Origin of the sequence: Corynebacterium sp. L4757, assembly GCF_043673995.1 — a bacterium.
Lineage (GTDB): Bacteria > Actinomycetota > Actinomycetes > Mycobacteriales > Mycobacteriaceae > Corynebacterium.
On sequence record NZ_JBIMEN010000007.1, the window covers coordinates 92,233 to 117,835 of the forward strand.

Annotated in this window: 27 protein-coding genes; 8 read left to right on the top strand and 19 right to left on the bottom strand. The window is 55.1% G+C overall.

Going from position 1 to position 25,603, the window contains the following annotated elements; translation table 11 throughout:
- The first annotated feature begins 6 nt into the window (after positions 1-6).
- Positions 7-549, top strand: coding sequence for a hypothetical protein (locus tag ACG98I_RS09760; protein WP_394720397.1), 543 nt, complete (start codon positions 7-9; stop codon positions 547-549).
- 167 nt (positions 550-716) lie between these two features.
- Here the strand turns inward: ACG98I_RS09760 and ACG98I_RS09765 are convergent, their stop codons facing one another.
- From ACG98I_RS09765 to ACG98I_RS09795, 7 genes are all read right to left on the bottom strand, one after another.
- The gene (locus ACG98I_RS09765; protein ID WP_394720399.1) at positions 717-1,547 is read right to left on the bottom strand and encodes an HtaA domain-containing protein; all 831 of its coding nucleotides are present in this window, start codon (positions 1,545-1,547) and stop codon (positions 717-719) included.
- Between the two features lie 250 nt (positions 1,548-1,797).
- Positions 1,798-2,175: a hypothetical protein gene (locus ACG98I_RS09770; protein WP_394720401.1), complete on the bottom strand. Its 378-nt coding sequence runs from the start codon at positions 2,173-2,175 to the stop codon at positions 1,798-1,800.
- A gap of 45 nt (positions 2,176-2,220) precedes the next feature.
- Entirely contained in the window at positions 2,221-3,072 is an 852-nt protein-coding gene (locus tag ACG98I_RS09775) for an HtaA domain-containing protein (protein ID WP_394720402.1), read from the bottom strand.
- A gap of 160 nt (positions 3,073-3,232) precedes the next feature.
- Positions 3,233-4,057 (bottom strand): heme ABC transporter ATP-binding protein, encoded by an 825-nt coding sequence (locus ACG98I_RS09780; RefSeq protein WP_394720404.1) that lies wholly within the window; start codon positions 4,055-4,057, stop codon positions 3,233-3,235.
- Between the two features lie 2 nt (positions 4,058-4,059).
- Positions 4,060-5,094, bottom strand: coding sequence for a FecCD family ABC transporter permease (locus ACG98I_RS09785; RefSeq protein WP_394720405.1), 1,035 nt, complete (start codon positions 5,092-5,094; stop codon positions 4,060-4,062).
- The gene (locus ACG98I_RS09790; RefSeq protein ID WP_394720407.1) at positions 5,094-6,179 is read right to left on the bottom strand and encodes a hemin ABC transporter substrate-binding protein; all 1,086 of its coding nucleotides are present in this window, start codon (positions 6,177-6,179) and stop codon (positions 5,094-5,096) included. The genes ACG98I_RS09785 and ACG98I_RS09790 overlap by 1 nt, the downstream gene beginning before the upstream one ends.
- A 77-nt stretch (positions 6,180-6,256) precedes the next feature.
- Entirely contained in the window at positions 6,257-8,254 is a 1,998-nt protein-coding gene (locus ACG98I_RS09795; RefSeq protein WP_394720408.1) for an HtaA domain-containing protein, read from the bottom strand.
- A gap of 132 nt (positions 8,255-8,386) precedes the next feature.
- Here ACG98I_RS09795 and ACG98I_RS09800 point away from each other — a divergent pair, with 132 nt between their 5' ends.
- Complete coding sequence (locus ACG98I_RS09800; protein ID WP_394720410.1) at positions 8,387-9,073, top strand: hypothetical protein; 687 nt, start codon at positions 8,387-8,389, stop codon at positions 9,071-9,073.
- A 64-nt stretch (positions 9,074-9,137) separates the two neighbouring features.
- Positions 9,138-9,461, top strand: a complete 324-nt coding sequence (locus ACG98I_RS09805) for a putative quinol monooxygenase (RefSeq protein WP_394720412.1) — start codon at positions 9,138-9,140, stop codon at positions 9,459-9,461.
- 110 nt (positions 9,462-9,571) lie between these two features.
- Here ACG98I_RS09805 and ACG98I_RS09810 read toward each other — a convergent pair whose 3' ends face one another.
- Entirely contained in the window at positions 9,572-10,381 is an 810-nt protein-coding gene (locus ACG98I_RS09810; protein WP_394720413.1) for an HAD family hydrolase, read from the bottom strand.
- A 36-nt stretch (positions 10,382-10,417) separates the two neighbouring features.
- Here ACG98I_RS09810 and ACG98I_RS09815 point away from each other — a divergent pair, with 36 nt between their 5' ends.
- Both ACG98I_RS09815 and ACG98I_RS09820 read left to right on the top strand, forming a co-directional pair.
- Positions 10,418-11,464 carry a 3-hydroxyisobutyryl-CoA hydrolase gene (locus tag ACG98I_RS09815; RefSeq protein WP_394720415.1) on the top strand — a complete coding sequence of 349 codons (1,047 nt, stop codon included), beginning with the start codon at positions 10,418-10,420 and terminating at the stop codon, positions 11,462-11,464.
- Positions 11,465-11,542: 78 nt separating this feature from the next.
- The gene (locus ACG98I_RS09820) at positions 11,543-12,247 is read left to right on the top strand and encodes a DUF1648 domain-containing protein (RefSeq protein ID WP_394720417.1); all 705 of its coding nucleotides are present in this window, start codon (positions 11,543-11,545) and stop codon (positions 12,245-12,247) included.
- Positions 12,248-12,260: 13 nt separating this feature from the next.
- On the opposite strand, the gene ACG98I_RS09825 is transcribed toward ACG98I_RS09820, so the two are convergent.
- The 5 genes from ACG98I_RS09825 to ACG98I_RS09845 all read right to left on the bottom strand — a co-directional run bounded on the left by ACG98I_RS09825 (position 12,261) and on the right by ACG98I_RS09845 (position 19,138).
- Positions 12,261-13,574, bottom strand: coding sequence for a DUF6882 domain-containing protein (locus tag ACG98I_RS09825; RefSeq protein WP_394720418.1), 1,314 nt, complete (start codon positions 13,572-13,574; stop codon positions 12,261-12,263).
- 23 nt (positions 13,575-13,597) lie between these two features.
- On the bottom strand, positions 13,598-14,722 hold the full coding sequence (locus tag ACG98I_RS09830) for a glycosyltransferase family 4 protein (RefSeq protein ID WP_394720419.1): 1,125 nt from the start codon (positions 14,720-14,722) through the stop codon (positions 13,598-13,600).
- Between the two features lie 6 nt (positions 14,723-14,728).
- Positions 14,729-15,973, bottom strand: coding sequence for an NAD-dependent epimerase/dehydratase family protein (locus ACG98I_RS09835; RefSeq protein ID WP_394720420.1), 1,245 nt, complete (start codon positions 15,971-15,973; stop codon positions 14,729-14,731).
- 125 nt (positions 15,974-16,098) lie between these two features.
- Complete coding sequence (locus tag ACG98I_RS09840; protein ID WP_394720422.1) at positions 16,099-16,704, bottom strand: TetR family transcriptional regulator; 606 nt, start codon at positions 16,702-16,704, stop codon at positions 16,099-16,101.
- Between the two features lie 55 nt (positions 16,705-16,759).
- On the bottom strand, positions 16,760-19,138 hold the full coding sequence (locus ACG98I_RS09845) for an MMPL family transporter (RefSeq protein ID WP_394720424.1): 2,379 nt from the start codon (positions 19,136-19,138) through the stop codon (positions 16,760-16,762).
- A gap of 148 nt (positions 19,139-19,286) precedes the next feature.
- Here ACG98I_RS09845 and ACG98I_RS09850 point away from each other — a divergent pair, with 148 nt between their 5' ends.
- Positions 19,287-19,982, top strand: coding sequence for a hypothetical protein (locus ACG98I_RS09850; RefSeq protein WP_394720426.1), 696 nt, complete (start codon positions 19,287-19,289; stop codon positions 19,980-19,982).
- Here the strand turns inward: ACG98I_RS09850 and ACG98I_RS09855 are convergent.
- The 3 genes from ACG98I_RS09855 to ACG98I_RS09865 form a co-directional block, all read right to left on the bottom strand.
- Positions 19,979-20,536: a gamma carbonic anhydrase family protein gene (locus ACG98I_RS09855; protein WP_394720428.1), complete on the bottom strand. Its 558-nt coding sequence runs from the start codon at positions 20,534-20,536 to the stop codon at positions 19,979-19,981. The two genes, ACG98I_RS09850 and ACG98I_RS09855, sit on opposite strands and share 4 nt — an antisense overlap.
- A gap of 15 nt (positions 20,537-20,551) precedes the next feature.
- Positions 20,552-20,920: a hypothetical protein gene (locus ACG98I_RS09860; protein WP_394720429.1), complete on the bottom strand. Its 369-nt coding sequence runs from the start codon at positions 20,918-20,920 to the stop codon at positions 20,552-20,554.
- Between the two features lie 83 nt (positions 20,921-21,003).
- Positions 21,004-21,405 carry a hypothetical protein gene (locus tag ACG98I_RS09865; RefSeq protein ID WP_394720431.1) on the bottom strand — a complete coding sequence of 134 codons (402 nt, stop codon included), beginning with the start codon at positions 21,403-21,405 and terminating at the stop codon, positions 21,004-21,006.
- A 205-nt stretch (positions 21,406-21,610) separates the two neighbouring features.
- Between ACG98I_RS09865 and ACG98I_RS09870 the strand changes: the two genes are divergently transcribed.
- Complete coding sequence (locus ACG98I_RS09870; RefSeq protein ID WP_394720432.1) at positions 21,611-22,528, top strand: patatin family protein; 918 nt, start codon at positions 21,611-21,613, stop codon at positions 22,526-22,528.
- A 13-nt stretch (positions 22,529-22,541) separates the two neighbouring features.
- Here ACG98I_RS09870 and ACG98I_RS09875 read toward each other — a convergent pair whose 3' ends face one another.
- Entirely contained in the window at positions 22,542-23,042 is a 501-nt protein-coding gene (locus tag ACG98I_RS09875) for a GNAT family N-acetyltransferase (RefSeq protein ID WP_394720434.1), read from the bottom strand.
- A 131-nt stretch (positions 23,043-23,173) separates the two neighbouring features.
- The gene (locus ACG98I_RS09880) at positions 23,174-23,371 is read right to left on the bottom strand and encodes a hypothetical protein (RefSeq protein ID WP_394720436.1); all 198 of its coding nucleotides are present in this window, start codon (positions 23,369-23,371) and stop codon (positions 23,174-23,176) included.
- 269 nt (positions 23,372-23,640) lie between these two features.
- On the opposite strand from ACG98I_RS09880, the gene ACG98I_RS09885 reads away from it, so the two are divergent.
- A complete protein-coding gene (locus tag ACG98I_RS09885; RefSeq protein ID WP_394720437.1) occupies positions 23,641-23,898 on the top strand; it encodes a hypothetical protein in 258 nt (85 codons plus the stop codon).
- Positions 23,899-23,971: 73 nt separating this feature from the next.
- On the opposite strand, the gene ACG98I_RS09890 is transcribed toward ACG98I_RS09885, so the two are convergent.
- Positions 23,972-25,603 (bottom strand): peptide chain release factor 3, encoded by a 1,632-nt coding sequence (locus ACG98I_RS09890; RefSeq protein ID WP_394720439.1) that lies wholly within the window; start codon positions 25,601-25,603, stop codon positions 23,972-23,974.

Genomic DNA, 25,603 nt, shown 5'->3' on the forward strand with positions numbered 1-25,603 from the left:
GTGGGCATGAGCATTTCACGTCGTCTTACTGCAGTGGCGCTTGCGGGCGCATTGACCCTCGGTGGCACCACCGCCGCTAATGCACAGGAAAACCCCGTAGCGAACCTATCTTCCCAGGCACAGAGCCAGATTGATGCAGCTGCACAGCAGTTCATTTCCAGCCTGCCACAGGAAGTTAAGGACGCTGCCAATGATGCCGGCATTGAACTGCCAACCTTGGCGGGCACTGCTGAGTCCCTGCGTTACAAGACCGAGGGCCACCTGGAAGAGGCTGGCCACACCAAGCACGGCGGAGCACAAGCAACCGCACAGAAGTGGGCTGATGAAGCCGCTGCCGGCAAGGTCTCCTTCGAGGACGGCGTGGGCCACGGCACCGCTGATGCCAACACTGGCACCGGTTCTATCCTGAAGCTGGATGAGCGCGAAGCTAAGGCTCGCATCAACTGGTTGGATCGTTCCGGCAACCCACACAACAACCCAACGGGCTTTGGTGTTGCTACCGCAACTGACGGGGAGTACATCTACGTCGCTGAGTTCTTCCTCAACTAAATCTCCTGCACCGTGGGTTGACGCCTCAACCCCGTGGGGTGAATACACAACCCCACGTCGTAAGAGGAAAATACCGGTCTACCTCACGCCCTTCACTAAGGCAGTGGTGGACCGGTATTTTTGCAATTGTGCCCAGACCTAAAAATATTTCCTGGGCTGCAATGTGATTAGAGGCCGAACTGGCTCAGGATGGAGTTCACGTCCACACCTGGGATGAGACCAGCAACAGCAGCACCTGCTGCGCCGACAGCTGCCAAGATAGCAACGATAACTGCGATGATCCCAGCATTGTCGGATGCGCTGCTTGAATCTTCTGTGTCATCAGAAGAAACATTCTCGGAAGAGTCCGAAGAGTCGGAGGATTCGTCACCAGATGGAGCTGCTGGTGGCTCATTGTCGAAGGTCAGCTCGATATCAACGTCGCCGCCTTCAACTACCTCTCCTGGGGTATAGCCCAAGGTCGCTGCGCCGTCCAGGAAGGTGGTGGTCAGGTCAGACTGAGTCAGGGTCTCGCCATAAGCAGGAACCAAAGGCTCATCCAGCTCAAAGGAAGAGACCTGAACATCATCTTCCTCGGTTGAGATTGGTTCTTGGCCTGGGCGCTGACCATTGAGCTCAACATCAGCGGTGATGATGGCATCGGTGCCGGCGACGACAACCTTGAAATCATCCAAGGTCATATCCAGGCCACCATTATGTGCGTAGTAGTGGATATTGCCATCCAGCTCGATGGTGCCATTGCCTTCTGCATCCAAGTTGGAGTCATCAGCATCAACGGTGAAGTCAAAAGAGTTGCCGTCGCGGACAACACCGTCGGACACAGTCAACTCTCCAGCAGCGCCGATATAAGCGTTGAAGGATTCCTTGATTGGCCAGTTAACGGTGCCGGACTCGATAGCAGCAACGCCTTCTGCCGCGGTAGCGGTAGGGACAACAAGAGCGGAAGTAGCGAGTGCAATAGCAACTGCGCCAGCGCCTAGACGGGAAGTAGTGGTCATGATTCTCCTTGAAGAAAGACCCGGCTGAAAGCCAGGTTCAGTTAGTCTCTATTACCCACGTGAACATGGATTAATCGTGTACGTTCATGGGATAAAAGGTGGGGGATGAGCAGTGAATCTGAGAAATCAGTTGCTCGAAGATTTAAAGGATTGGTTGCCCTAGACATCACTGTCTAAGGTGGGCAGCCAGGTTATTTCGCGGTCTTAAAGGACATGAAAAGACCGTGAAAGTGGCGGAACCGATGAAGGGTTAGTTCTGCCAAGGGACGCTGGGTAGAGCCATTGCAGCGAAGTGCGCAATTAGCGATACCATCGCGCCCGCGATACCGCCGACGGCCAAGATGAGACTGAGTGAGTTAACAACCTTGGCCAGAGCAGATTCTTCATCTGTGGCAACCGAACTATTGCTCAAGGAGCTTTCTTCCGGCTGAGCATCCGCGTCATTACCGTTGTCATTGTCATTGCCGCCATTGTCGGAATCGTTATCGCCAGTTTCTGCGTCCTGTGCGAATGCGACTGGGGCAGAAGTGGAAGTGGCATAAACGGTGCCGGTGGCAAGCGAAATGCTCAGGCATGCCGCAGCAAGCTTATTCAAGCGGCGCGATGAGGAAAGCGAATGGTCAGACATGGAAGAAGAAGTCCTTGATGCGTTCTGAGTGAAGCGAATAGGTGATTAGAGGCCGAACTGGCTCAGGATGGAGTTGACATCAAATCCTGGGATGAGACCAGCAAATGCCGCGCCGCCGAGGCCCAGCGCACCCAAGAGAGCAACGATTGCCGCGATGATGCCAGCGTTATCAGAAGAACCCTGGGAAGAGTCGTCCTGGTTCTGGTCATCGTTGTCCTGGCCATCGTCATTGTTGCCGTCGTCATCGCCGGGTTCTTCTTCTGCGACCTTGTCGAAGGTGATGGAAACATCGACGTTGCCATCATCGATTGGGCCGAGTTCGTAGTTCATGAAGGCATCTAGAGCGCCTTGCAGCAGGGAGGTCTGCAGATCAGTCTGCTCGTAGGACTTCTCGGACTCTGGAACTAGTGTTTCCTCGAGCTCGAAGGTAGCAATTTCGGCGTCATCAACTTCGATGTCCTTTTCTTCCTCGCCTGGGAGCGCTCCCTGGAGATGGTAGTCAGAAGTGATCGTTGCGTCAGTGCCGTTGTCGATGTTGATCTGAACGTCATCGAATTTCAGGTCCAACCCACCGTGGTGAGCTTGGTAGTGGATGGAGCCGTTGAGCTGCAGGGTGCCATTTCCATCTGCATCAAGTTCGGATTCGGCTGGGTCGATGGTCCAGTCGAAGGAGTTTTCCTCTGCCAGGTAGTCAACATTTTCGGCATCGATGGTGCCGGCTGCAAAAGGCATGTTGATGTAGCGGTTGAAGGACTCCTTGATTGGCCAGTTGACGTTGCCGGAGGCAATCTCGGCGACGTCGGATTCCTGAGCGAATGCGGATGGTGCTGCAACAGAAGTGGTTGCAAGCGCCAGGGCAATTGCGCTTGCGCCCAGGCGGCGGGTGGTGGTTGTCATGTTTCTCCTTATGTATACCAAGCTTTTTCCAAGGTTAGGCTAACCATAATGTCGATTACCTAAATAAGGCAAGGTTTATCTAACTTTCGGGGGTGTCGTGTAGGGGATAACAGATTAAGTTCGGATTCGTAACAAATTAGCGAACTAGGAGATCGAACTGTCACGGTGAGGAAGTGCTGGTTGATGCCGCAGGAGGGGCAATCAGCGCTTGATGCAAGGTGCCTTCTTGAGCACGCTGCGGCGCCACCAGGATTCCGGAAGGAGTTGTGGCCACATCAATGGGCCAGTCATACACTTTGCTGAGAATCTCAGAATCAAATACTTCTGCGACCGGTCCCTTGGCTGCGACGGACCCAGAGTTCAGGCAGACAATCTCATCGCAGTAGGCCGCGGCGGCATTGAGGTCATGTAAAACCACGATCACGGTGGCACCATGTGCTGCCAATTCACGAATCAGGCCCAAAGACTGCTCCTGATAGCGGATATCCATCGCGGCGGTAGGTTCATCAAAAAAGACAATCGGGGTGCGCTGCGCCAGAACGCGCGCCATCGCAACACGCGCGCGTTCACCGCCAGATAGCACCATGACGTCGCGGTCGACCAAGCGTGTGATCCCGGTGGCGTCCATGGCGGCGTCCACGATGGCATCGTCAAGCGCTGCTTGCTCCGTGCGTGCCCACGGACGGCGACCCATCTCCACGACGTCGCGAACGAGGAAGGAAAATGCCACGCCCACATCCTGGAGCATGACTGAACGCGTGCGTGCCAACTCTTTGACGGGTGTCTCTTGGGGATCCTTATCAGCCAGGCGGATAGAACCACTAGTGAGCGGAATATCCCCAGCGAGTGCCGAAAGCAGCGTGGATTTACCAGCGCCATTGGGCCCAATCAGGCCAGTGACCGTGCCGGGCTGGGCCGTGAAGCTGACGTCATTGAGGATTCGGTGCCCACCCAAGTCGATGGAAACATTGTCAACAATCATCATGATTAAGCGTGAGCTCCCTTCTTCATCATGCGGCGCAAGAGGATAAAGAACGTCGGGCCCCCGACCAGGGCAGTAAAGATGCCGATGGGCAAGTCGGCGAAAGGGATGATGGTGCGGGAGAAGACATCAGCACCCGCAATCAAGAACGCACCGCCCAGTGCGGATGCCGGAATGAGCACGGCATTGGAAGGACCCGCTACTGTACGAATAATGTGCGGGACCACCAGTCCAACAAAGCCAATGAGGCCGGCATAAGACACGGCGCCGGCGGTCAGCAGGGTGGCCAGGACAATCGCGATGGCGCGCAGGCGCGTGACATCAACGCCGACGTGGGTAGCGGCTTTATCGCCCAACGCCAGCAGGTCCAGACTTTTGACCAAGAACCACGCGAGTGCAATACTGACGATAACAATGATGCCGACCACGCCAACGTGTTCCCACTTCGCGCCGGATAACGTGCCCATTTGCCAGAAAATGATCTGCTCACGGGAGGTGGTTGGCGCAAAGAAGATGAAGAAAGAAATGATGGCGCCCGCGATGGCATTAATCGCGATACCCACCAGGATCAGGTTGACCACGCGAATATGGCCGCCAAAGCGTGCCATCTTATACACCAGCCAGGTGGTGAAAAGTCCGGTGAGAAATGCAGCGGCGGGAACGGTGGAAGAGCCCAGGAAGTTCAGGCCAAATACGATGACAATCGCGGCGCCAACACCAGCACCAGAGGTCACCCCAATGACGGAAGGTTCCGCCAGCGGGTTGGCAAAGACAGCCTGCATGAGCGCGCCGCCGACGCCGAGTGCTGCGCCCACGAAAAGCCCCAGCACCAGACGTGGCAGGCGAATCTGCCACAGCACGGAGCCGTCCATGTTCTCATGGTTCAAAGGTCCGGTGCTCAACAGTGCTGGTAGCTCACGCAGGGAGATCTCATATTGCCCCACCGCCACGCTGATGATGGAGATGCAAAAGAGCAGTACTATCAGTGCGACAAGCAGCAGACCGCGCGTTTTGCGACGTTGTTCAAAAATCTGCGTCACTAGTTGCTGCCCTCTGAATCTTCACCGAGGTAGAGCGTTTTTGCCGCGCGCAGCAGCATCTCACCGGTTTGCGGGCCGAATGCCAGAGAGTCACCATCAGGTAGTGCGAGCACGCGCTGGTTTTGGCCAGCATCAGTTTGTGCCACGCCAGGCCTATCCAACAGGCCGGCGACGTCGCCGGTGGATTCGAGGCCGGCGCTCATCATGACAAAGACCTGTGGATTTAGCTCCACTAGGGCTTCGGCGCTGGCAGGGGATGCGGCGCCCACACCGCTTTCCGATGCCACGTCCACACCACCGAGAGATTCAATCAGATCGCTGGTGCCATCTTCGGAGCCGAGGATATAGAAAACGCCGCCCGTGCCACGGGCATAGAGAAATGCCATGCGCAGCGGGTCTTCGGGCGCGATCTCAGCGATGGTTTCACGCGCTGAGGCCAGCTCGGTTTCAGAACGCTCGGCGAGTTTCTCGCCTTCTTCAGGCAAGCCAACCACGCCAGCGACGTTCATAATGTCTTGGCCAATGGTGTTAATCGAACGCTCTGGTGACATCACCACGATGGGGATACCTGCATCACGGATCTGATCAATGGCGCTGCGTGGGCCAATTGAGTGGTCAACAATGACCAAAGAAGGGTCGAGGTTGAGCACTGCTTCGACGTTGATGTCGTGACCACCTGCGGTTACCGATGGCACATCCGCCAGAGATTCCTCAGAGGAAGAGACCGTGCGACCCACAATGTTGTCGCTCAAGCCGAGCCCGCGCAGGGTCTTGGTATAGGTGCCATAAAGATCCAGCGCGACAATTCGGGAGACATCATTGACGACCACGTCGTAGCCATCAGCATCAGTGAGTTCCACTGGAAGAGCAGGTGAGGGGTTATTGCTGACCGGCTCCACCTCAGACAGGCTCTCTATGTGAGCTACGCCCGTAGCCGTCGTGGGGTCTTGAGCTTCGCCTTCACGGAGTTCTTCCTGCAGGGCCGCGTTGGTGGTGGAGGTGTCATCCCAGCTCGCGCAGCCAGTAAGGGTTAGTGTCGCAGCGGTGCCTACAGCGATGGCTATCAGGCGTGCTTTCTTCAACATGTGCAGAGATCTTTCTAGTTTTCATCAGGGGGTACAGCCCGCGGCAGAAGAGGGCCATGGGCGGGAAAGCAAAGGTTCTAGTTCGGGTTACGGCTGCCGAAGCTGGTAACGGTGGTGCCAGCAACCACAAATGCCGCAAGCAGGAGCAATATGATGGTGGAATCAGAGATGCCGGATTGACCGCCTGCCGATGCATCCTTGATACGGAACTGGTTTCCCTCATCATTGGCACCCGTATTGGATCCTTCACCGAGGTCGAACTCATCATTGACCGAACCCGTGCCACCTGAAGTAGTGCCTTTAGCATTCGTGCCACCGGATGTGGTGCCGCCTCCACTGGTGCCCGAGTTGCGCAATTCATTCGCTGCATCTGCGCCCGCGCCGCCGGAGCCAGTGGCGATACCACCAGTGCCCTGGCCCTCAGCGCAGGTTGGGTTCCCGCCTAGTGTGGCATCGAAGGAAATGTCATCTAGTGGGTCACCTTCTGGGTAGAAGTTGCCGAAGGCATCTGCGCCCGCGCTGGTCAACGTGGTTGAAGCCGTGCCGGAGGCGTCGGAATCAGACACATCTAAAGAGCTAAAACTCAAGTTAGCTAGCGTGATTCGGCCATATTCATTCGGGTTGCCCTCTGGGTCATTGGAGCTGGCATTGACCACCAGCTGGCCAGAGTTTCCGGAGAAGAGAATCTCCATGTTGGAAAATGTCGTATCCAGGGTGCCATTGTGGCCGTAGAAGTTGATTGTCCCGGGGAATAGGATGGTGCCGCTCTGGTTAGAAGGATTAACTGCACCTGATTCACCGGTAAAGATGAAGGTATCCTGACCTTCCTCAACGCCACCCAGACGCCAGCCACCATTGGCGATCGATCCGGAGATGTAGTTGCGGAAGGAGGCACGCACGCCCCATTGAGCCTGCGCACTTTGCACGCCAACAGAGTCACCGGCCTGGCAGACTTCATTGGACGCCGCGGCACCGGCCGATGCTCCACCAGCTGACGCCGCACCAGCGGAGGTTCCACCAGAGTTACCACCGGTTGATGCTGCCCCACCAGAAGTTCCACCAGAGTTACCACCGGATGTGCCGCCCGAGGCACCGCCTGAGGCACCGCCTGAGGTGGAATTGGAATCGGAGTTAGAGTTCGAATTACCAGAGCCCGAACCAGAACCCGATCCGGAGCCGGAGTTGCTGGTGCCTGAACCACCAGTGACGCGGTCGTAAAGGCGGCCAGAGTTATCCATGATGTTGCCGGAGTTAACGATCAAGCCGTTGACTTCAACTAGGGCATCATTCAGGGTACCCACCAGCCCTGCAACACCATCGGAGGCGCCAGAATCGGTTGCGCCGGTGAAGTTGGTGTCTCCACCGCCTGAACCGCCGGACCCACCCGAGCCACCATCCGTTGGGGCAGGGCCACATTCATCGCCGATACTCAATGTGCCAACCAGGTCATCCAATACGGTGCCTGCTTCGTAGAAACCACCGAAGGCCTCCACACCATCGCTGGTGAGCCTGGTGCTGCCCGCGAGATTGACTGAATTGCTGGAGAAATCGGCAGGGGAGTTCAAGCTCACTTCCGCCATGGTGACATCGCTGCCGGTGAGCATTTCAGATGGACCAGTTGCGTTCGTGCCCTCAAATTTGCGGGAGGAATAGTCAACGGTGAGTTCAGCGCTAGAGCCATTGATATGCAAAGCAATATCAGAAAAAGTCAGGTCCAAAATGCCGTCGTGGCCCTTGAAGTTCACTGTGCCGCCGAAACGAACGATGCCCGTGGAGTCTCCCGTGATCGATGAAGCATTCGCAGGGTATTGCAGATTACCCCCGGAATAAGTGGCGTCATCGGTTGCCGTGATGGTGCCGCGCGCAATATTTCCTGTCACATAACTGCGGAAGGATTGCTTCACTCCCCACGTCAAAGAGCCATCCTCAACGGCGCGGTGGGTCTCATCGCAAGACTGCGCTTGTGCCTGCGGAAGTGAGGTTATCGATGCAGGCAAAAATAGTGAACCACCTGCGATTGCGGCTGCCGCTAGGGTTGCGGAAATTCGGCGAAGCGCCACGGGCTTAATCGACATTCTTGCTCTTTCAATTATCAGGATAAGGGTGAGGGAGCTTATTGAAAGCTTGTTTGGATGGAGAAGTATGGTTAGGCTATCTTCCGGAGGTAAGGCTAACTTTAGTCTGCCGAGAAAGCAACAAGGAGAGACATGTCGCACGACACAACGGGGGCAGAGAAATCACCTGCCCTCAGTGGTGAGATTGAACGCCCAGAGCACGCCGGTGGGGAAGCAGATGCAGACCGCGCCACCGACCGTGCTTTTGCGTCGATTTACCCTGATGTCAACCCGGCGCAAGCTCTCGGTACGACAACTGGCGAACGTGTCGGCTTAGCTGTCGCGACCGGAGTGCTAGCCTTCGGCGGTGCCATGGGTGATTTGATTATCGCTGGTGTGGGCCTCGCGCTGGTTCTTTTCTTCGTCATTGCAGCGAGCATGAAAGTTCGTCGCCGCGTGCGTAATGAAGCGCGCAGCCGCTTCCCACATCAAGACTGGGCAGAAAACAAAGCCAATAACACTTATTGGATGATGGGCTGCTGGGCCATCATCATTGCGATCGTGGCGGTTGCCCTATTCTTTGTTCCTGAGAACCAAAAGATGATCGGTGCAGCCGCCGCGGCTGCCATCGCAGCAGCCCTCATGTGGTTATGCCCAGGTATTGCCCCTGCGCGCAAGAGGCGGAAGAAGCATGCCGAAACTAAAGAAGAAATTGCTGCAGACGAGGATGATTTCTGGTCAACTGAAGAATCTGGTGCGTGGGTTGGAACCAAAACTCAGGATGATGACACTCAATACCTTGAAAGCGTTGTCAGCCCCGACAAGCCCGCGTCCAAATAGCAGGGCGCATTGCGGGTTATTTCTGTGGATGAACTTCCACCATCCCGCAGGTAATATCGGTGGCATGATTTTCATTAACGTTAAGTTCCACGTCAAGCCCGAATACGCCGACACCTTCTTGGATGACATCAACTGGTACACCGAAGCCTGCAATGCTGAACCAGGCTGCATCGAGTTCAAGTGGTACCGCGACCCAGAAGATTCCCAGCGCTTCCTCCTGGTTGAGGCATATAAGGATGGCGAGGACGTTACCCACGTTCAAAGCGAACACTTTGAGCGCTCCTGCAAGGAATTCCCTCAGTACCTGGTAGAAACCCCAGACATCATCAACTTCAAGATTGACGGCAAGGCCGAGTGGGACAAAATGGCAGAGTTCAAGGTCGACTAAGACCAATCCCATCACCTAAGAGCGGCTGCTTAGGACAGAAAATATTGTCCCAAGCAGCCGCTCTTCTTCGCTTCTTTGCGTTGCCGTGCAACTTCGAAAGAAGATGCACTCTAGCTTTGGTTCTCCATCATGGAAAACCACTTGGTCAGAACCTTGATGACGCCATGGTCCAGGTTTGAGGGGGCAATGAAATCCGCGATTTCTTTCAGCTTCGGGTGTGCATTCTCCATAGCTACCGCGGTGCCGGCCTCTTGCAGCAGCTCAAAGTCATTGAGGTAATCACCAAAAGCTGCGGTTTCTTCAATTGGAATGCCCAGCTTGTCCGCCATGTGGTGCAGGGCAATGCCTTTATTGGCGCCAGCAGGCATGATATCGAGCCACGCCTGGCCGGAGATGGCTACATTGTGGTCGGGGATGGCCTCAAACATTGCTGGCGCAATGTGTTCTTCAGTGCCAGCAGCACAATAGATGGCAACTTTGATGATCTCGGAATCATCTACCACTGCTCGCAGATCCGGAACAGCTTGGCGTGAGTAATAGTATTTTTCCAACTGCTCGAAGGCATCCGGGCTGGCGTCTTCGGAGACATAACCAACTGTTGGGGTGCACAGCACCACGTCGTGGCTAATGTCGAGCTTCTCCAACCCGTCAAGGATGCGGTAGACAGCCTCAGTGGGTAGGACTGAGACATCGATGAGATTGCCTTCGTGCACAATCGCGGTCCCATTTTCCGCGATGAATGACTGGTCTTTACCGAATTGGTTTTGCAGCGTTGCTAGCTGGCGCCCAGAAGCCGGGGCAATAACCACCCCGAGTTCTTTGGCGCGATCGAGCAGGGGCCAAAAGTCTTCAGGGACTTTGCTTTCTCCATCGAGCAATGTGCCGTCCATATCTAGGGCAATAAGTCGTGGGAAAATCATGAGCAAAACCTCGATACTTGTGTAAAACTGGGGAACATGACCGAAACCACAAAATCTGATGCACTCGTAATCACGTCAGTCCGCCAGCGTACCGGACTTATCGAATTAAACCGTCCTAAGGCACTGAATTCTTTGACTCCGGAGATGATCACCCTCATCGGGGACGCTGTACGCGCGTGGGAAAAGGATGATGCGATTGATCAAATCGTGCTGTACACCACCAATCCGAAGGCATTTTGTGCCGGCGGTGATGTGCGTTTTGCGCGCGATAACATCATGGACGGCAACGCCTCAGTAGTAGATGATTTCTTTGCGTCCGAGTACATCGTCAATGGTGAGCTTTCCAAAGCCACCAAGCCAATAATCGCACTGATTGACGGGGTCGTCATGGGTGGCGGACTGGGCATTTCTATTCACGGTTCGCACCGTATCGTGACTGAAAATGCTTTTGCCTCGATGCCCGAGATGGCGATCGGCTACTTTACTGATGTTGGCGTTGCTCATGCGGCCCAGCGCATGGTGGGAACCCGCGGTCAAGCCTCTCCAGCATTAGCGAAGTACTGGGGAATTACCGGCTACCGCATGTATGCGGCCGATATGTTGTACTCAGGCGTGGCCACACACGTGGTCAAAGACGCGAATGACGTTTTGGAGGCCATCATTGCTGACGGCGTGGACGCAGCCTTGGACAACCACGCCTATGTCCCAGAAGACCAAGCGCCCCTGGAAGCCATTATTGAAGACATTGAGTCCACCTTCAGCCATGACTCTTGGGCAGATATCCAGCAGGCGCTGCAGTCGGCGGATAAAAATTTCGCTCAAGATACTGCAGCGTTGCTCGCAGCGGCGTGCCCTACCTCCGTTGTTGCATCCAATGAACTCTTTGAGTCGCATGCCAAAGAAGATGACATCGTAAAGGCCCTGAAGCGTGAGGAATCCCTGGGCCGCTACATCCGCTCCCGAGATGACTTCATCGAGGGGGTGCGCGCGGTTCTGGTGGAAAAGACCAAGGACGCCGCATTCAGTCCGGCCGATACTGCTGAGGTCGATATCGAGGCCATCCGCACAGCATTGGATGTCTAAGCTTTAAGGCATCTAGTCCTAGGATTCTACCTATTCTCCAGCCGGGGAAAGGTGGAATCCTTTTGTTATAGTAAGTACATGGCTTTTCAGCGCGAACCGGCGATGCCGGAACTCAAACGACCACCATGGATCTGGGTCTGGCTGATGCTCGCCACGTTCCTTGTGTCGCTCGCGGGAGTCGGCATGGCGTGGGAGCATATTCCGGATCCCTTCCCATCGCACTGGAATGCCAGCGGTGAAGCAGATGCTTTTATGGACAAGACATGGCCAAACCTCATTTTCATGTTCGGCCTCGTTTCATTAATCCTGGCTCTAGTTGTGGCAGGAACTTTCGCGTTCATGCACCAGCATGCGAAGCATCAGCGTGGGGAAGACTGGAAGATCGCCCGCACCCGCGCTATGACAAATACCATGCTCAATCCGTTGGGGATGTGGATGTTCATCCTCAATGCGATCATCGTGGTAAGCATTTTCATGTCCGTCACCACTGACTATTCAGGGCTCGGGCTCGATATGGTCGCCATCTTGGTAGTTGTGGTCATGCTGATTTTTACTATGGCCAAGAATCAACAATGGGTGGATAAGCATTATCCAGACCCTGAAATAAGCCAATATATGAAGTGGGGAATCTTCTATTACAACCCGGATAACCCGAATATGATGGTGCACACGGACTTCAATAGCACCTTCAATATGGCTCATAAAGGTGGTCAGATTGCGATGATCGGGCTGCTGGGTTTTCCCATCGTGCTCATCATCGGCCTGATAACCATCGGCCTTTAACCTGCCCCAGCCTTTAGCTATGACGCATTGCTGAATAGGCCTCAAATGCCCGGTTGACGTCAATGTGTTCAGGTGGCCTGATGCTCAGCACCGAGGTTTCCACCTCTGGAGTCAGCCTCGGGAGCGCGAGTTCGGGCGCATCAATGAGAGCAATCCCCGTGGTGGAGTCATTGAGTTTGACGGTGACCACTTTCCACATATTCAAAATTGGCATCGCGACCTGCGGCAGGGTGAGCTCCCGTGCGGTGTCCGCGGGCATTGATTTACGGACTAAAGCCGGCACGAATTTATCTATGCCAAAGTTCCGTAGTTTCAACAGCGGTGCTTGGGAAGGCAGCGCTGCCAATTGCTCATCCGCCCACGCCCACGTGAATACGCCGTTGGTGAGGGTGGCAATAATGACAGCATCGGCTTCTAGTTTGGCTGATTCATCCACGAGGACGTGTCCGGTTTCCAAGTTAACTGGAATGTGGTTTTTCGCGGCTTCCGGGTAGTTCGCCGCAAACCACAAGGCGTGCTCAATCGCCAGGAAATAACCATCAGCAGCAATATCTTCAACCCGCCACTCGGATCGGCCGTGCTGCGGGGCAGAAATCGCTGAGATATGGCCGTCGAGGAAATCTACGGTGATATCCGTGCCGTCCTCATTAGCGGAACTTCCGCCATGTAGGCGCAGCCCGGTCCCAGCTTCCTCTATCTCCAGCCCGCGAGCGTGCGCGAAAGCAGCGACAGCACGCACTTCATCAATCTGGTCCAAGAGGGGATCCCCTATACCGGAAATCAGCACATTCTCAGTAGCTATTGATGCTGGTGCCGGCAGCACCGCGTGATTTTTTGCGGGTTTAGCCTGTGCGATGTCGACGGAGATGGCTGCCATATTCCCATCAGCTTGGTCACCAATCAAAATGGTATTGCCACCTTCAATGGCACGCGCTGCAGCCAACAATAACTCTGATGCCTGCGTTGAGCCATGCAGCTCGGCGATGTCCAGGCTGCGCTCGGCAGCCGTTGCCCAAGTCCAGGAAGCACCGTTGAGCACGGCTATCCGATGCCCCTTAACATCCACGGTGCCTTCGCCCGTATAAATCCGTACTTCGACAGGCACGTCTTCTGCATAGGCAGGTGCAGGGGAGCCCTCGCTTGCGGCGTTCTGGTCAGAAAAGTCTGCTTGGTCAGCACGGCCCTCCGTGGAGGCGATATCGCCCTGGAAGTTGATTTCGGTGCCGGTGACTTGTTTGAGCTGTCGCCAACATAAATCATGCGCGGTGGAAGCAAATAGTCCATCGGCGGCGAGTTCCGCAAGAGTTGTTGGAGGCATCAGGTTCATGAGGAGCAGTCTACTTGTCTGATTTATCCAATAGCCTTTTCATAGGCCGCAACGAGTGCTTCGGTTGATTCCCGCCAGGAATAGCGCTCTGCTTCCCCGCGTGCGGCATCACCCATCTGTGCACGGCGCTGCGGGTCTTGCAATAACCCAACGATGGCCTGCGCCCAATCTTCATCCGAGCCATTCTCGGCGATGAGATGACCAGTTTTTCCTTCATCGATGACAAAAGGAATGCCGCCGGCATTGGTGCCAATCACTGGTACTCCCGAGGCGAAAGATTCCAATGCTACTAGGCCGAGGGTTTCGGTTGCCGAAGGAAAGACGAAGACATCGCCACTGGCAAAAGCAGCTGCCAGCTCGTCACCGGATAGGTATCCAGTGAACGTGGTGAAGCTGTCATCGAATGAATTCTGCAGGGTCTCTAAATACGGGCCACCGCCCACGATGCCCAAGCGTGCGCCAGGAACGTGCGTGCGCACGATTCCCATGACGTTATTGAGCCGCTCCAGGTCTTTTTCACGCGAGATGCGCCCGATGTAGGTCACCAGCGGCGCATCCGGGCGATTATTGGTCAATAACGCGCGCGCAGCTGGCGTTGCCTTGGCTGGGTGATAGCCCACCGTGTCCACGGCCTTCGGCCACAGCTGGACGCGCTCAATGCCCATCTGCTCGGCTTTTTCAATCATGGGATCCGAGGTGCAGAGATTGACCTGCGCTTGATTATGCAGGTAACGAATCGCGCCAGTTGCCATCCCGCGGGTCCAGCCGATGCCTAAAGCCTCGACGTAGTCCGGCACATTGGTGTGATAGCTGCACACCAGGGGATAGGCATCACGCTTCGCAGCAAAAACACCTAGTGCAGCGGTCCAAATCGGGTTCACCGAGTGGATCACGTCTGGGTCAAAGTCGCGGATCTTCTTCCAAAAACGGATCGGCGGAAGACCAAACTTAATCTCCGGATATACCGGGAAAGACATCGATGGCAGCTTGAATACCTCAAACCCCGCATAACTTGCTGGTGGATTGCCCGGAGCAAAGATGAGGACTTCGTGTCCCATCTCTGCCAGCTGGTCCAAGGATCGAGTCAGACGCGTGACCACGCCATCGATTTTGGGCAGGAAAACTTCAGTGACTATCGCAATACGCACGGTGGATTATGCGCTTTCAGAAAGTCCTGCTTCTGCGTCTTGAGCATTGGAAGCCTGCGCTTCCTGCTCAGGAACGCCCGCCTTCTGCGCATTAGTCCACAAAGACTGCGCTGGAATCTTGGAACGATCCACGCGGCCGGCATACTTGCGGGCGACTTCTTCGACTTCCTGCAGCAGACCCTCAGACAGGGTGGTTGGCTCTAGCCCCAGATCCAAGAAGGTGTCATTGTGCACGTGCAATTCATTTTCAGCGGATTCCTTACGCGGATTAGGCACATAGGCCACCTCGGCATCAGAAATCTTGGCAATCAATTCTGCCAGGTCGCGCACGCGGTGGGTCTCCGTCATCTGGTTGATGATCTTGACGCGGTCACCCTGCGCTGGTGGGTTCGCCAAAGCCAATTCGATACAACGCACCATGTCGCGAATGTGAATAAACGCGCGAGTCTGGCCACCGGTGCCGTGCACGGTCATTGGGTAACCAATACCAGCCTGGATGAGGAATCGGTTGAGAACCGTGCCGTAGTCACCGTCATAATCAAAACGGTTAATCAGACGCTCATCCTTGATGGTCTGCTCAGTGTGGGTGCCCCAGATAATGCCCTGGTGCAAGTCAGTGATGCGGAGCTCATCATTCTTGGCGTAGTACGCAAAAAGGTGCTGATCCAGCACCTTGGTCATGTGATAGACCGAGCCTGGATTAGATGGGTAAAGAATGGACTGATCCACATGGCCACCTTCTGGGAGCTGGACCTGTACGTCCAAATAACCTTCCGGAATCTTCATGCCAGCGGTGCCATAGCCATAAACGCCCATGGTGCCCAGGTGCGCAATGTGGATGTCTAGGCCAGATTCCACAACGGCTGCGAGCAGGTTGTGGGTGGCGTTGGTGTTATTGTCCACGGTGTAGCGCTTATTGCGCGAGTTCTTCATGGAATAGGGCGCAGCGCGCTGTTCCGCAAAGTGCACAATTGCATCTGGGCGCTGGGATTCAATGAACTCCAGCAGGCCGTCATAATCATGTGCTACGTCGATATTGCTAAATCCAATGGTCTTGCCGGAAACTTCTTTCCAAGCAGCGATGCGGGTATCAATATCTGAAATCGGGGTCAAAGAGTCCGCACCGAGTTCTTTATCAATAGCGCGACGAGAAAGATTGTCGACGATGATGACGTCATGTCCTTTATCAGACAGGTACAACGAGGCAGGCCAGCCACAGAAACCATCGCCACCCAAAATCGCTACTTTCACTTTTAACTCCAATTAAATTCGCGGACAAGAAAACAGCACATTTTTGGAAAGTGCCCTTGGAACGACAATACCCCCGACTCCTACAGTTTTCCTGTTGGAGTCGGGGGTAAAGAGCTTTCTGTTAGTTATTTAATAGCCCTTAACTTGGTGAAAGTCTTGCGTATGAACGCTTCCTTTGCTTCCCGGGTTAATGATTTATCGGGGGATAGGTGGGAACGCTTATTGAGTTCCGTGGCCGTCCACACGATGGTTGCGCCACCGACCTGCAGATAGAGCGATAACTCGATTTCATCAACTTGTGGGTAGAGCTTGGCAAAAGCGCCGTGGAACTTTTCCAAAATCATCATGATGTCCTCATGACGGGGAACGGAGCGGCTGCGTGCCCCCATGTGTTCCTGGATTTGAAAAAGCGTGGCAATCGATCCGAACTCGCTGTCCTCATCAGTCAGGCCTTGTACAGCAATATCTTCGAAGACCTCCGTAATTGTCATATCACCCGAGTAGGCAGAGACGACGGGAAGAAATTCTTCAATGGTGTCCAAAGAGAACTGGAATATTGCTTCATCAACGCTGGTGAAGTAGTTGTGAAAGGTTCTAACAGAGACTCCTGATTCCTCAGCCACCAAAGAAATGGTCAGCCCCTCAAAGCCTTCGCGCAGGAGAATCCGAGCGGTGGCCTCCGAAATGGCACGACGTGTAGCGAGCTTCTTTGACTCCCTTAAACTAGCCATGCTCCGTCAACCTCCTTGGGTCCTGCTAGAACAGGACCCACTATTAATTGTGATCTTAGACTTTCACGGATTCGGTATCTGCTTCTTCAGACTTCTGCAATGCAGATTCATTGTCCATCAATGCAGTGCCCTCAATGTCCATATTCGGCAGAATCTTATCCAACCACTTCGGCAGCCACCAAGCTTTATCACCAAGCAGGAACATGGTGGCCGGGATGATCAGCATGCGGACGATGAAGGCATCGAAAGCCACGCCGACTGCGAGGGCAAAGCCCATGGTGCGGATGAATGGTTCATCGATAAGCATGAATGCTGCGAAGACGGAAATCATAATCAGTGCCGCGGCGGTGACCACACGCGCGCCATGCTTAAAGCCATTTGAGGTTGCATTGCCGGCGGTCTTGCCGTGGACATATCCCTCACGCATGCGGGTAACCAGGAAGACTTGGTAGTCCATGGCCAGACCGAAGGTGAGACCAATCAGCATGATAGGCAGGAAGGAAAGCAGTGGCTGGGTATCAGTGATGATGCCGAACATGCCTTCTTGGAAGATGCCCACGGTGATGCCGAATGCCGCGCCCATCGACAGTGCGAAGCCGGCTGCAGCAATCAGTGGGACCCAAATGGAGCGGAAGACCAAGAGCAGAACGATGAATGCCAGAACCAGAACGATCGCGATGTATGGAACCAGCACGTCATTGAGGCGCTCAGAGATGTCATCGAAGATGGGGGTGACACCGGTGATGCCGTAGGTGCCGCCGGTGTTTTCGGTGAATTCCGCCTGGTGGGAGCGCAGTGCTTCCAGGGTCTCGGTGGCTGCAGGATCAGTTGCGCCGGTCGATGGCGTAATCATGACCTGTGCGGCATCCATGTTGTCGGTGGTAGCCACGATTTGTGCGTTGACCACGCCGTCGGTTTCAGAGAATTCCTGAAGAATCTCCTGGAATGCGCCCATGCGATCTTGCTCAGCAACATCTGCGGCATCAACGAAAGCGATCATCGGTGCATTGCGGCCAGGGCCAAATGCGTCTTCGATCATGTCGTGGGACTCACGCTGTGGGGTGCCTTGCGCAGACATGGCATCCGTTGGCATTGCAAGCTGCATCTGGGCTGCTGGAATAGCGGCGATGCCCAGAACCAGGACGCCGCCGATGAGGGAGACGACTGGGTGCTTACGGATTTGGCGAACCCACTTGAGGCCCATGGTGGGCTTTTCATCTTCTGGGTCCGGAACCTTCGGACCTGGTACGCGGCCAGCGAAGAGCTTGGTGCCCAAAAGGCCCAGCAGCGCTGGGATGAAGGTCAATGCGACCAGCACGGCGATAGCCACAGTGACTGCTGCGGCAATAGCCATGGTGGATAGGAATGGAATACCAATGATGGTCAGTGCTGCCAGCGCAATGACCACGGTGGCGCCGGCGAAGACGACAGACGAGCCGGCGGTACCGGTTGCCATGCCCATCGCGTGCGCGCGGGTTTCCTTATCCATCTTCTTCAGCTCAGCTGCGAATTCCTTCGGTGTGAGGTCGTTGAGACCAGAGCTAGAAATGAGCTGGTTGCGGAAGCGCGCAACAATAAACAGTGCGTAGTCAATACCAACGGCCAAACCAATCATGGAGGCGAGCATTGGGGTCATTTCAGCAACTGAGTCCGTAAAGACGGTGGACAGCTGCACGCCAAGGATGCCGACGCCTACGCCGACGACTGCGGAAATCAGTGGCATGCCAGCGGCCACGAAGGAGCCGAAGGTAATCAGCAGTACGATGCCGGCGACAATCAGACCGATGAGCTCAGCGGTCATGTCGAGGCCTTCGCTCATGGTGGAGAAAGCATTGCCGGAGTACTTCGCGGTGAAGTCACCTTCATCAAATTCATTGACCAGGTTGGTAACGGCCTCGCGGTCCTCCGGTGCAATCTCAGTGACACCGTCGGCATCGAAAGTGACGGAGATAGTACCGGTGCGCTCATCCTCAGACAGTGGGGAGAGCGCCTGGATGTTTTCATCGATCTGCTCTTGTGGCATGCCCTGGGCAGCCATCTGCTCACCCATTTGCTGCTGCATGCCCATGGACGCCATCACTGGGTTCACGATGGCATCTTGGTCAGCGAGCACATCGGTGGCCTTGAGGTCTTCGATGAAAGCATCAACCTCAGCCATATTCTCCGGATCTGTCAGGGTCGTGCCTTCTGGAGCCTCGATAACAATGGTGCCGGTCGGCGCGTCCATGTAATCAGTGTCATCGCCGAAGCGCTCCGCCATCTCTTCCTGAGTGGTGGTGGAGTCCATCGGCGGCATGGCAAATGAGGGGTTGGCGGGTTTGGCGAACTGTGATGCCAAGCCGCCCATGGCGACCAGCAAGATGATCCAGAACGCGAGGAATGGCCACACTTTGGAATATGACCAGCGTCCTAGTCGATAAAGTACCTTCGACATAGTCCAGCTTTCTTTAGTTTAGAGAAGAACAGAATGAAACATTGTATAGTGTATGCAAGTTTGCATGGTGCGTGCAATTAATTGTGTAATACGCACTCAACGACCTTTTCTGTGATGGAACTTACGTGAACCGCGAAACCTACTCGCTATGTCAACCCTTTTCCGTGGTGCCGGTAAACTAGCCGCCATGCTTCATGCCGTCAGCTTCGCCCTGCTCGATTCCATCAACGCCTTACTTATTGGCGTCGTGGTCGCCTTGGGCATCATGCTGCCGCGCGGCAAGTACAAGAGCATTGTCCCGCTGCTCATTGCCGGCGACTGGTTTGGCGTCTTCGTGCTGTCGGTTATCTCCATGTTCATCTTCGACAGTTTGAAGCAATACGTCGATGCCTTCTTGGATTCCCCGCTTCTTGGTATCTTGCTGATCATTTTGGGTGCGGCCGGCATGGTGATGGCCTGGCGCTCGCGCCCGGGGGAGTCCAATGCGCTGGTGGATAAAATCCTCAAGCCGTTGCAAAAGCCCACGCCGTTGACTTTTCTCACCGGATTAATTTTGGGCCTTGCTCAATCAATTACCTCGGGCCCATTCTTTGCCGGGCTTTTGCACTTAGTGGCCGGTGGCTTCAATGCCTGGGTGCGCTATGGCGGTTTGGTTATCTATGCCAGCCTGGCGCTGTCCCTGCCCATCATTGTGGCTGCGTTCATCGGCTATGTTCGCACCAAGCCGCAATCGGCCGCGGGTCAGCTCTTTGCCCGGGCGCGCGATAATAAAGACCAGGTCTCCAAAGCTGGTGGCTACTTGGTCGGTGTCATTCTCATCGTGATGGGTATTTTGAATCTTTAATCAAAGCGCACGTCGTCGAGGCTCAAGGCCTGGCGGAGGTCTGCTTGGGATTTGGAGAATTCCACATACCTGGCGGCATGCGGGATAAATTTCTGTGATTCTTCAGCGCTTAATTCGCGGCGCACCTTCGCTGGAACACCCGCTGCCAGGCTGCGCGCTGGGATGTCTTGTCCCTCGAGCACGAGGGCTCCACCCGCAATGAGTGAGCCTGCGCCAATCCGCGAACGCGACAGTAAAGCTGCATGCATGCCGATGAGTGAACCTGCCTCGACGTAGGCGCCGTGCACCAGCGCCATGTGGCCGATGGTGACATCGTCTTCGAGCGTCGCAGGAGCATCCGCATCACAGTGAAAGACCGAGTTGTCCTGGATGTTGCAGCGCGCCCCGATGGTGATTTTTTTGGTGTCCCCACGCAAGACCACGCCATAAAATACCGAAGCATCCGGGCCGATTTCCACATCCCCGATAATCGTCGCATTTGGCGCAACCCACGCCGAGGAGTGAATCCTGGGTGTCTTTCCCTCGAAAGGCAAAATTAGAGGTGACATGGGCAATCTCCTTAAACTGAATTAGATGACCACGAAGGCGATCTGATTATTGATTTCATAGTCTCCGGACTGAGCCTCGAGCTTATTCGCAGTCTCAGTGCCAAGTGGGATGATCCAGCCCTTCTTTGGATCTTTGACGGGCAACGCTTCGCGGTCGGTGGGAACGAAGATGGCGGTGGTCTCACCTGCGCGCAGGCCAACAGGGGAATTGCCTTGAGCAATATCGATAACGCGGGCTACATCGTGGGCGGAAAGCTCAATGATGACCAGTGCCTCTGCCGTTGATACCGCAAGGTGCTCCACCATGTGGATTGGGATTTCACCAGTGGCGTGGGTGAGCTTCGGGCCCTTTTGGCTGGTGATTTTGTCCCATAGATCTTTAAATCCCATGTCTGCTAGCGTAGTCGAGAAAATCGAGCGCTAGCAGGCATGGGATTTAGCTACATGGAGCGTTATGGACGCTATGAAAAGTTTTACTCCTCAGCGAAGTTATGGCGAATAGTGGTGGTGGAATTATTGGTGGCATTGAAATAAGCCGGATAGCCGATGGAGAAGGTTGCCTCGATGGCTTCTTCGCGGCGGTTGGTGAGCTCGACGCTGACGAAATCAAAGGAATTATCAAAACGTGGGCATACGGCCATGAACGTGGCGCCCTCGCGCCGGGCGAGGCCGACGGCGATTGTAATTTCATGCTCGGTGGCTACGCGGGCCTTGTAGACCGGGTCTGCCTCTAGTGCGAATGCATATCCAGACCGGATACGCTTGCCGGTTTCGATGTTGAAGATGGTGAAATTGTCTGTAGAAAGATTGGCGGCGATGCGTGGGGCAAGTTCAATTGGTGCCGGAGCAACAATTGAAGAGGTGTGATGTGCCATACATTTATATGTAACACAGTTCACAATCTATGGCTAGGTGGGCTGAACATCTTCACAACGAAAGCATTCCTGCGTCAACTTCACTTCTTGTCTTTGTTGTCGGCTTTCACGTTAAGTACGCGCCTTACTTGCTTATTGCAGTTGGGAGCAGAGCGGCAGCTGCCCACACGGGCAACGGCGGCGTTAATAACTAGTATGGGGCGCTATGACCACTTCGTCTCAGCCTTCAAAGAATCTGCCCACCGACACCGGAATTGATGCCCATGACACCGCCGTAATTTTTGAAGGCGGCGGCATGCGCAATTCCTATACTGCGGCGTGCGTGAAGGAGCTGATTGACAATAACGTGGAATTCGGCTGGGTCGGGGGAGTATCAGCCGGGGCCTCGCACACGGTGAATTTCTTATCTTCGGATGCATTTCGTTCGGTGGAAAGCTTCGTGGATTTTGCCAAGAATCCCAGCTTCGGCGGTTTAAGCTCCATGCTGCGCGGTACCGGATATTTCAACGCGGAGTTCATTTATGAAAAATCCGCCGACCAGGACCTGCCTTTTGATTATGAGACGTTCGCGCACAATCCCGCGCAGATGAACCTCTCAGCGGTCAATGCCTTGACGGGGGAGACCGTGGTGTGGACGCGCGATGATATTAAGCAGGTGGAAGAACTGCTGGTGCGCGTGCGTGCCTCGTCTACCTTGCCGCTGATTATGCCTATGCGGCACATTGATGGCATTCCGTACGTTGACGGCGCCATGGGTGAATCCGGTGGGATCGTCATCGAGGAAGCGGAGAAAGCTGGGTTCAAGAAATTCCTCTTCGTGGGCACTAAACCCCGCGGCTTCGTGCGGCCAGAGGTTAAGCGCAAGGCGGGCCTGCGGGGCTTCTTTCGGAAGTACCCCGCGATTGCGGAAGCAATGATTGTCCGCCCGGCCCGCTATAACGCCTCGAAGCAGCGCCTGCTGGAATTGGAAAAACAAGGCAAGGCCCAACTGTTTTTCCCGGAGAATATGCAGGTCACTTCGACTGAAAGAAACGTGGCCAAGCTGCGCGCTAATTACCAGGCAGGCAAGGCGCAGATGTATACCGAGTGGCCCCAGTGGAAAGAGTTTCTTGCCCAGAGTTAGCCGCTGGCAAAAACTACAAAGCTAGGCGCATGAAGACGGCATCCTCTGCCGGATTATTGTTATAGCGCTCAATGTATTCAAAGCCCATGCGCTCATACATAGCGATGGCCGTGGCGAACTCCGGATCAGAATCCAAGTACATGTACTGATAGCCAGCGTCGCGGGCGGCATCGATCGTGGTTTCCACTAGGCGGCGCCCAAATCCGTGCCCGCGCCCGGATGGACGCACATAAACGCGCTTCATCTCCGCAGTGGTCTCATTTAACCGCTTGAACATTGAGCAGCCAACAGCCTTGCCATCAATAGTGGCCAGCCATAGGCGCTCATAATAGCCCGCCAGGTCAGTCAGTTCTGTGGTCACTCCTTGTGACTCGACTACTTTCTGCACCTTCTCTAAGTGTGGGTGCTCGGTGACCATCCACTCCAGGTACTCCTGGATGAGCTCTAGCACCTCGTCGGTGCGTCCGGCGTCGACTGCATCAATGATTACGGATGTTTTCTCGGACTTTTCCATGCTGCGAGTCTAACCGCTCACATGCAAAATCTATGAGGTGTAGCTGTCCAAGGTATAAGAAAACCGCACCAGCTATTAAGCAGATGCGGTTCAATTAGCGCTGAAACAATTATGCGGGTGGGGCTGGGGGATTAGTCGTCCCAATCATCATCCCAGTCATCCCAATCATCATCGTCCCAATCGTCATCGTCGTCATCATCCCAACGGTCATCCCAGTCATCCCAGTCGGAGATGATAGGCAGGTTAGGGATGGAAGAGCCAGGTGCAACGCCGCCGGCGAAACCGGTGATCGTGGCGAGAATCGACGCGATAATTGCTTGGATGTTCATGGTGTACTCCAATCAAGTAAGTGGTGCGAGGGTGGATGAAAAACATCCTGGGCGGTGTAGCTGGTGGCCACCGTGGTGCTACAAAAAGAACTATATGGTTTCCTTTAAGAAATTGGCAGGGATAAAAGCACAGAAACCACTATTTGTGCAGGTAGATCCCGCATTAAAGTTCCTTAATCTTGACGTCTTCGTCCTCTTAGTGAAGGAAAAAATCAGGTACTGTCAAGGCAATACAACGACATTTCAAAGGCAGTGAATTCAGGAGAGCGATGAAGAAGTCTAAGAATATGCCAATCAATCGCCTGGTCATCATTGGGCTTTTTATCATCGCCGTGGGCTGTGTGGTGGGCATCCTCAACGGCATGTACAACATGGGTAATATGGCCAATGCTGGTGAACCTATTGGCGCGCAGGCGGTAGAGGCGATGTCCTCGCGCGCAACCACCTACGGGCTAATCACGTTCGGCTGCCTGGTTATTGCAGGCCTCATGATGATCGCAGAGTGGCGCACCGACAAAGCAGCTTAGAGCCGCTCGCCGATGCGCCCTTCCCTTAACACTCAGTGGGGGATGCGGATTGACGTCTGTGGCTAGCCAGTCACTAGTCCGCCACCAGTGTTTCGATGGTGAGCTCTGGGTGCTCCTTTTCCACGAAGGCAAGCTTCCACTTATCGCCAAAGAGCGCGATGAGTTCTCCATCGTCGCGGGTGAAGATTTCCACACCGCGCTGGCGGCCTAATTCCGGTGCAGATTCGGCATCGGTACGTCGTGCGACGGAGTAAGGAATAGGCTCGGTGACTGTTTCGACGTTGTATTCCAGCTCCATGCGCGCCTGCATGACCTCGAACTGCATGGGGCCAACAGCGGCCATGACCGGTGCGGCATCGCCACGCAAGTCGTTGCGAAGAATCTGCACAACGCCCTCGGCAGAGAGCTGCTCCAGCCCCTTGCGGAAAGCCTTGTACTTGCCCAAAGACTGCGCGCGCAGAATACGGAATGCTTCCGGCGCGAACTGCGGCATCGGTGGGAATTGCACTTTCTTGCCCGCATAAATCGTGTCACCAGGCGCTAGCGAACCCGCATTGACCAGACCAACGATGTCGCCGGGGTAGGCCACATCCACGGTGTCACGGGTACGGCCGAAGACGGTCAGCGCATACTTCGTAGAGAAGGTACGCCCAGACTGCGCGTGGTTGACCTGCATGCCGCGCTCAAACTGACCGGAGACCACGCGCATAAAGGCCAGGTTATCGCGGTGCTTGCGGTCCATACCCGCCTGGACTTTGAAGACCACGCCGGCGAAGTCATCGGTGACCTCGCGGGTCTCATCAATCGCGGTGGTGGAGGTCTCAATCGCCTTCGTATCCGAATCGCGTGGGCGTGGTGCCGGCGCAATCGCGCATAGCGTGTCCAAAATCTGGTGCACACCAAAGTTCAACATCGCCGAAGCAAAAATCAGTGGTGAGGTCACGCAGGACTCAAAGAGCTCCTGGTCATGCACGGCGCCATCGGCAGCCAATAGCTCAGCCTCTTCAACCGCGGTGTCCCATGCGTCCTCTTCTTTGGCGGCGGCATCGGCAGGCGAAAAATGCTCTTCCGGCGCGATGGTGGAGCCACCCGCGGTGCGGATGAAGTGGATGTAATTATCGGCCTCACCATCATCATTGATGTGCGCCAAACCGCGGAAGTCACCCGCCATACCTACTGGCCAATACAAAGGCGTGGGTTGCAGCTCAATCTCATTAACAATCTCATCAACCAGCTCGAGTGGCTCGCGGCCGACGCGGTCCCACTTGTTGATTACCGTGACAATCGGCAAACCGCGCGCCTTACACACGCGGAAGAGCTTGAGGGTCTGCGGCTCCAGCCCCTTGGCGGCGTCAATCAGCATAACGGCCGCATCCACGGCGGTGAGCACGCGGTAGGTATCTTCAGAGAAGTCCGCGTGACCTGGGGTATCCACCAGGTTGATCATATAAGGCTCGCCCTCATGACCTTCTGGGGCATACTCAAATTGCAGCGCCGAGGAAGCAACGGAAATACCGCGGTCTTTTTCCATCTCCATCCAGTCAGAGACCGTGGACTTACGGCCCGACTTGCCGTGGACCGCGCCGGCCTCATTAATAATGTGCGCATGCAACGCCAATGCCTCAGTCAACGTGGACTTACCAGCGTCCGGGTGGGCAATGACGGCAAACGTACGGCGGCGGCGCGCCTCGGCAGCGATACTCAT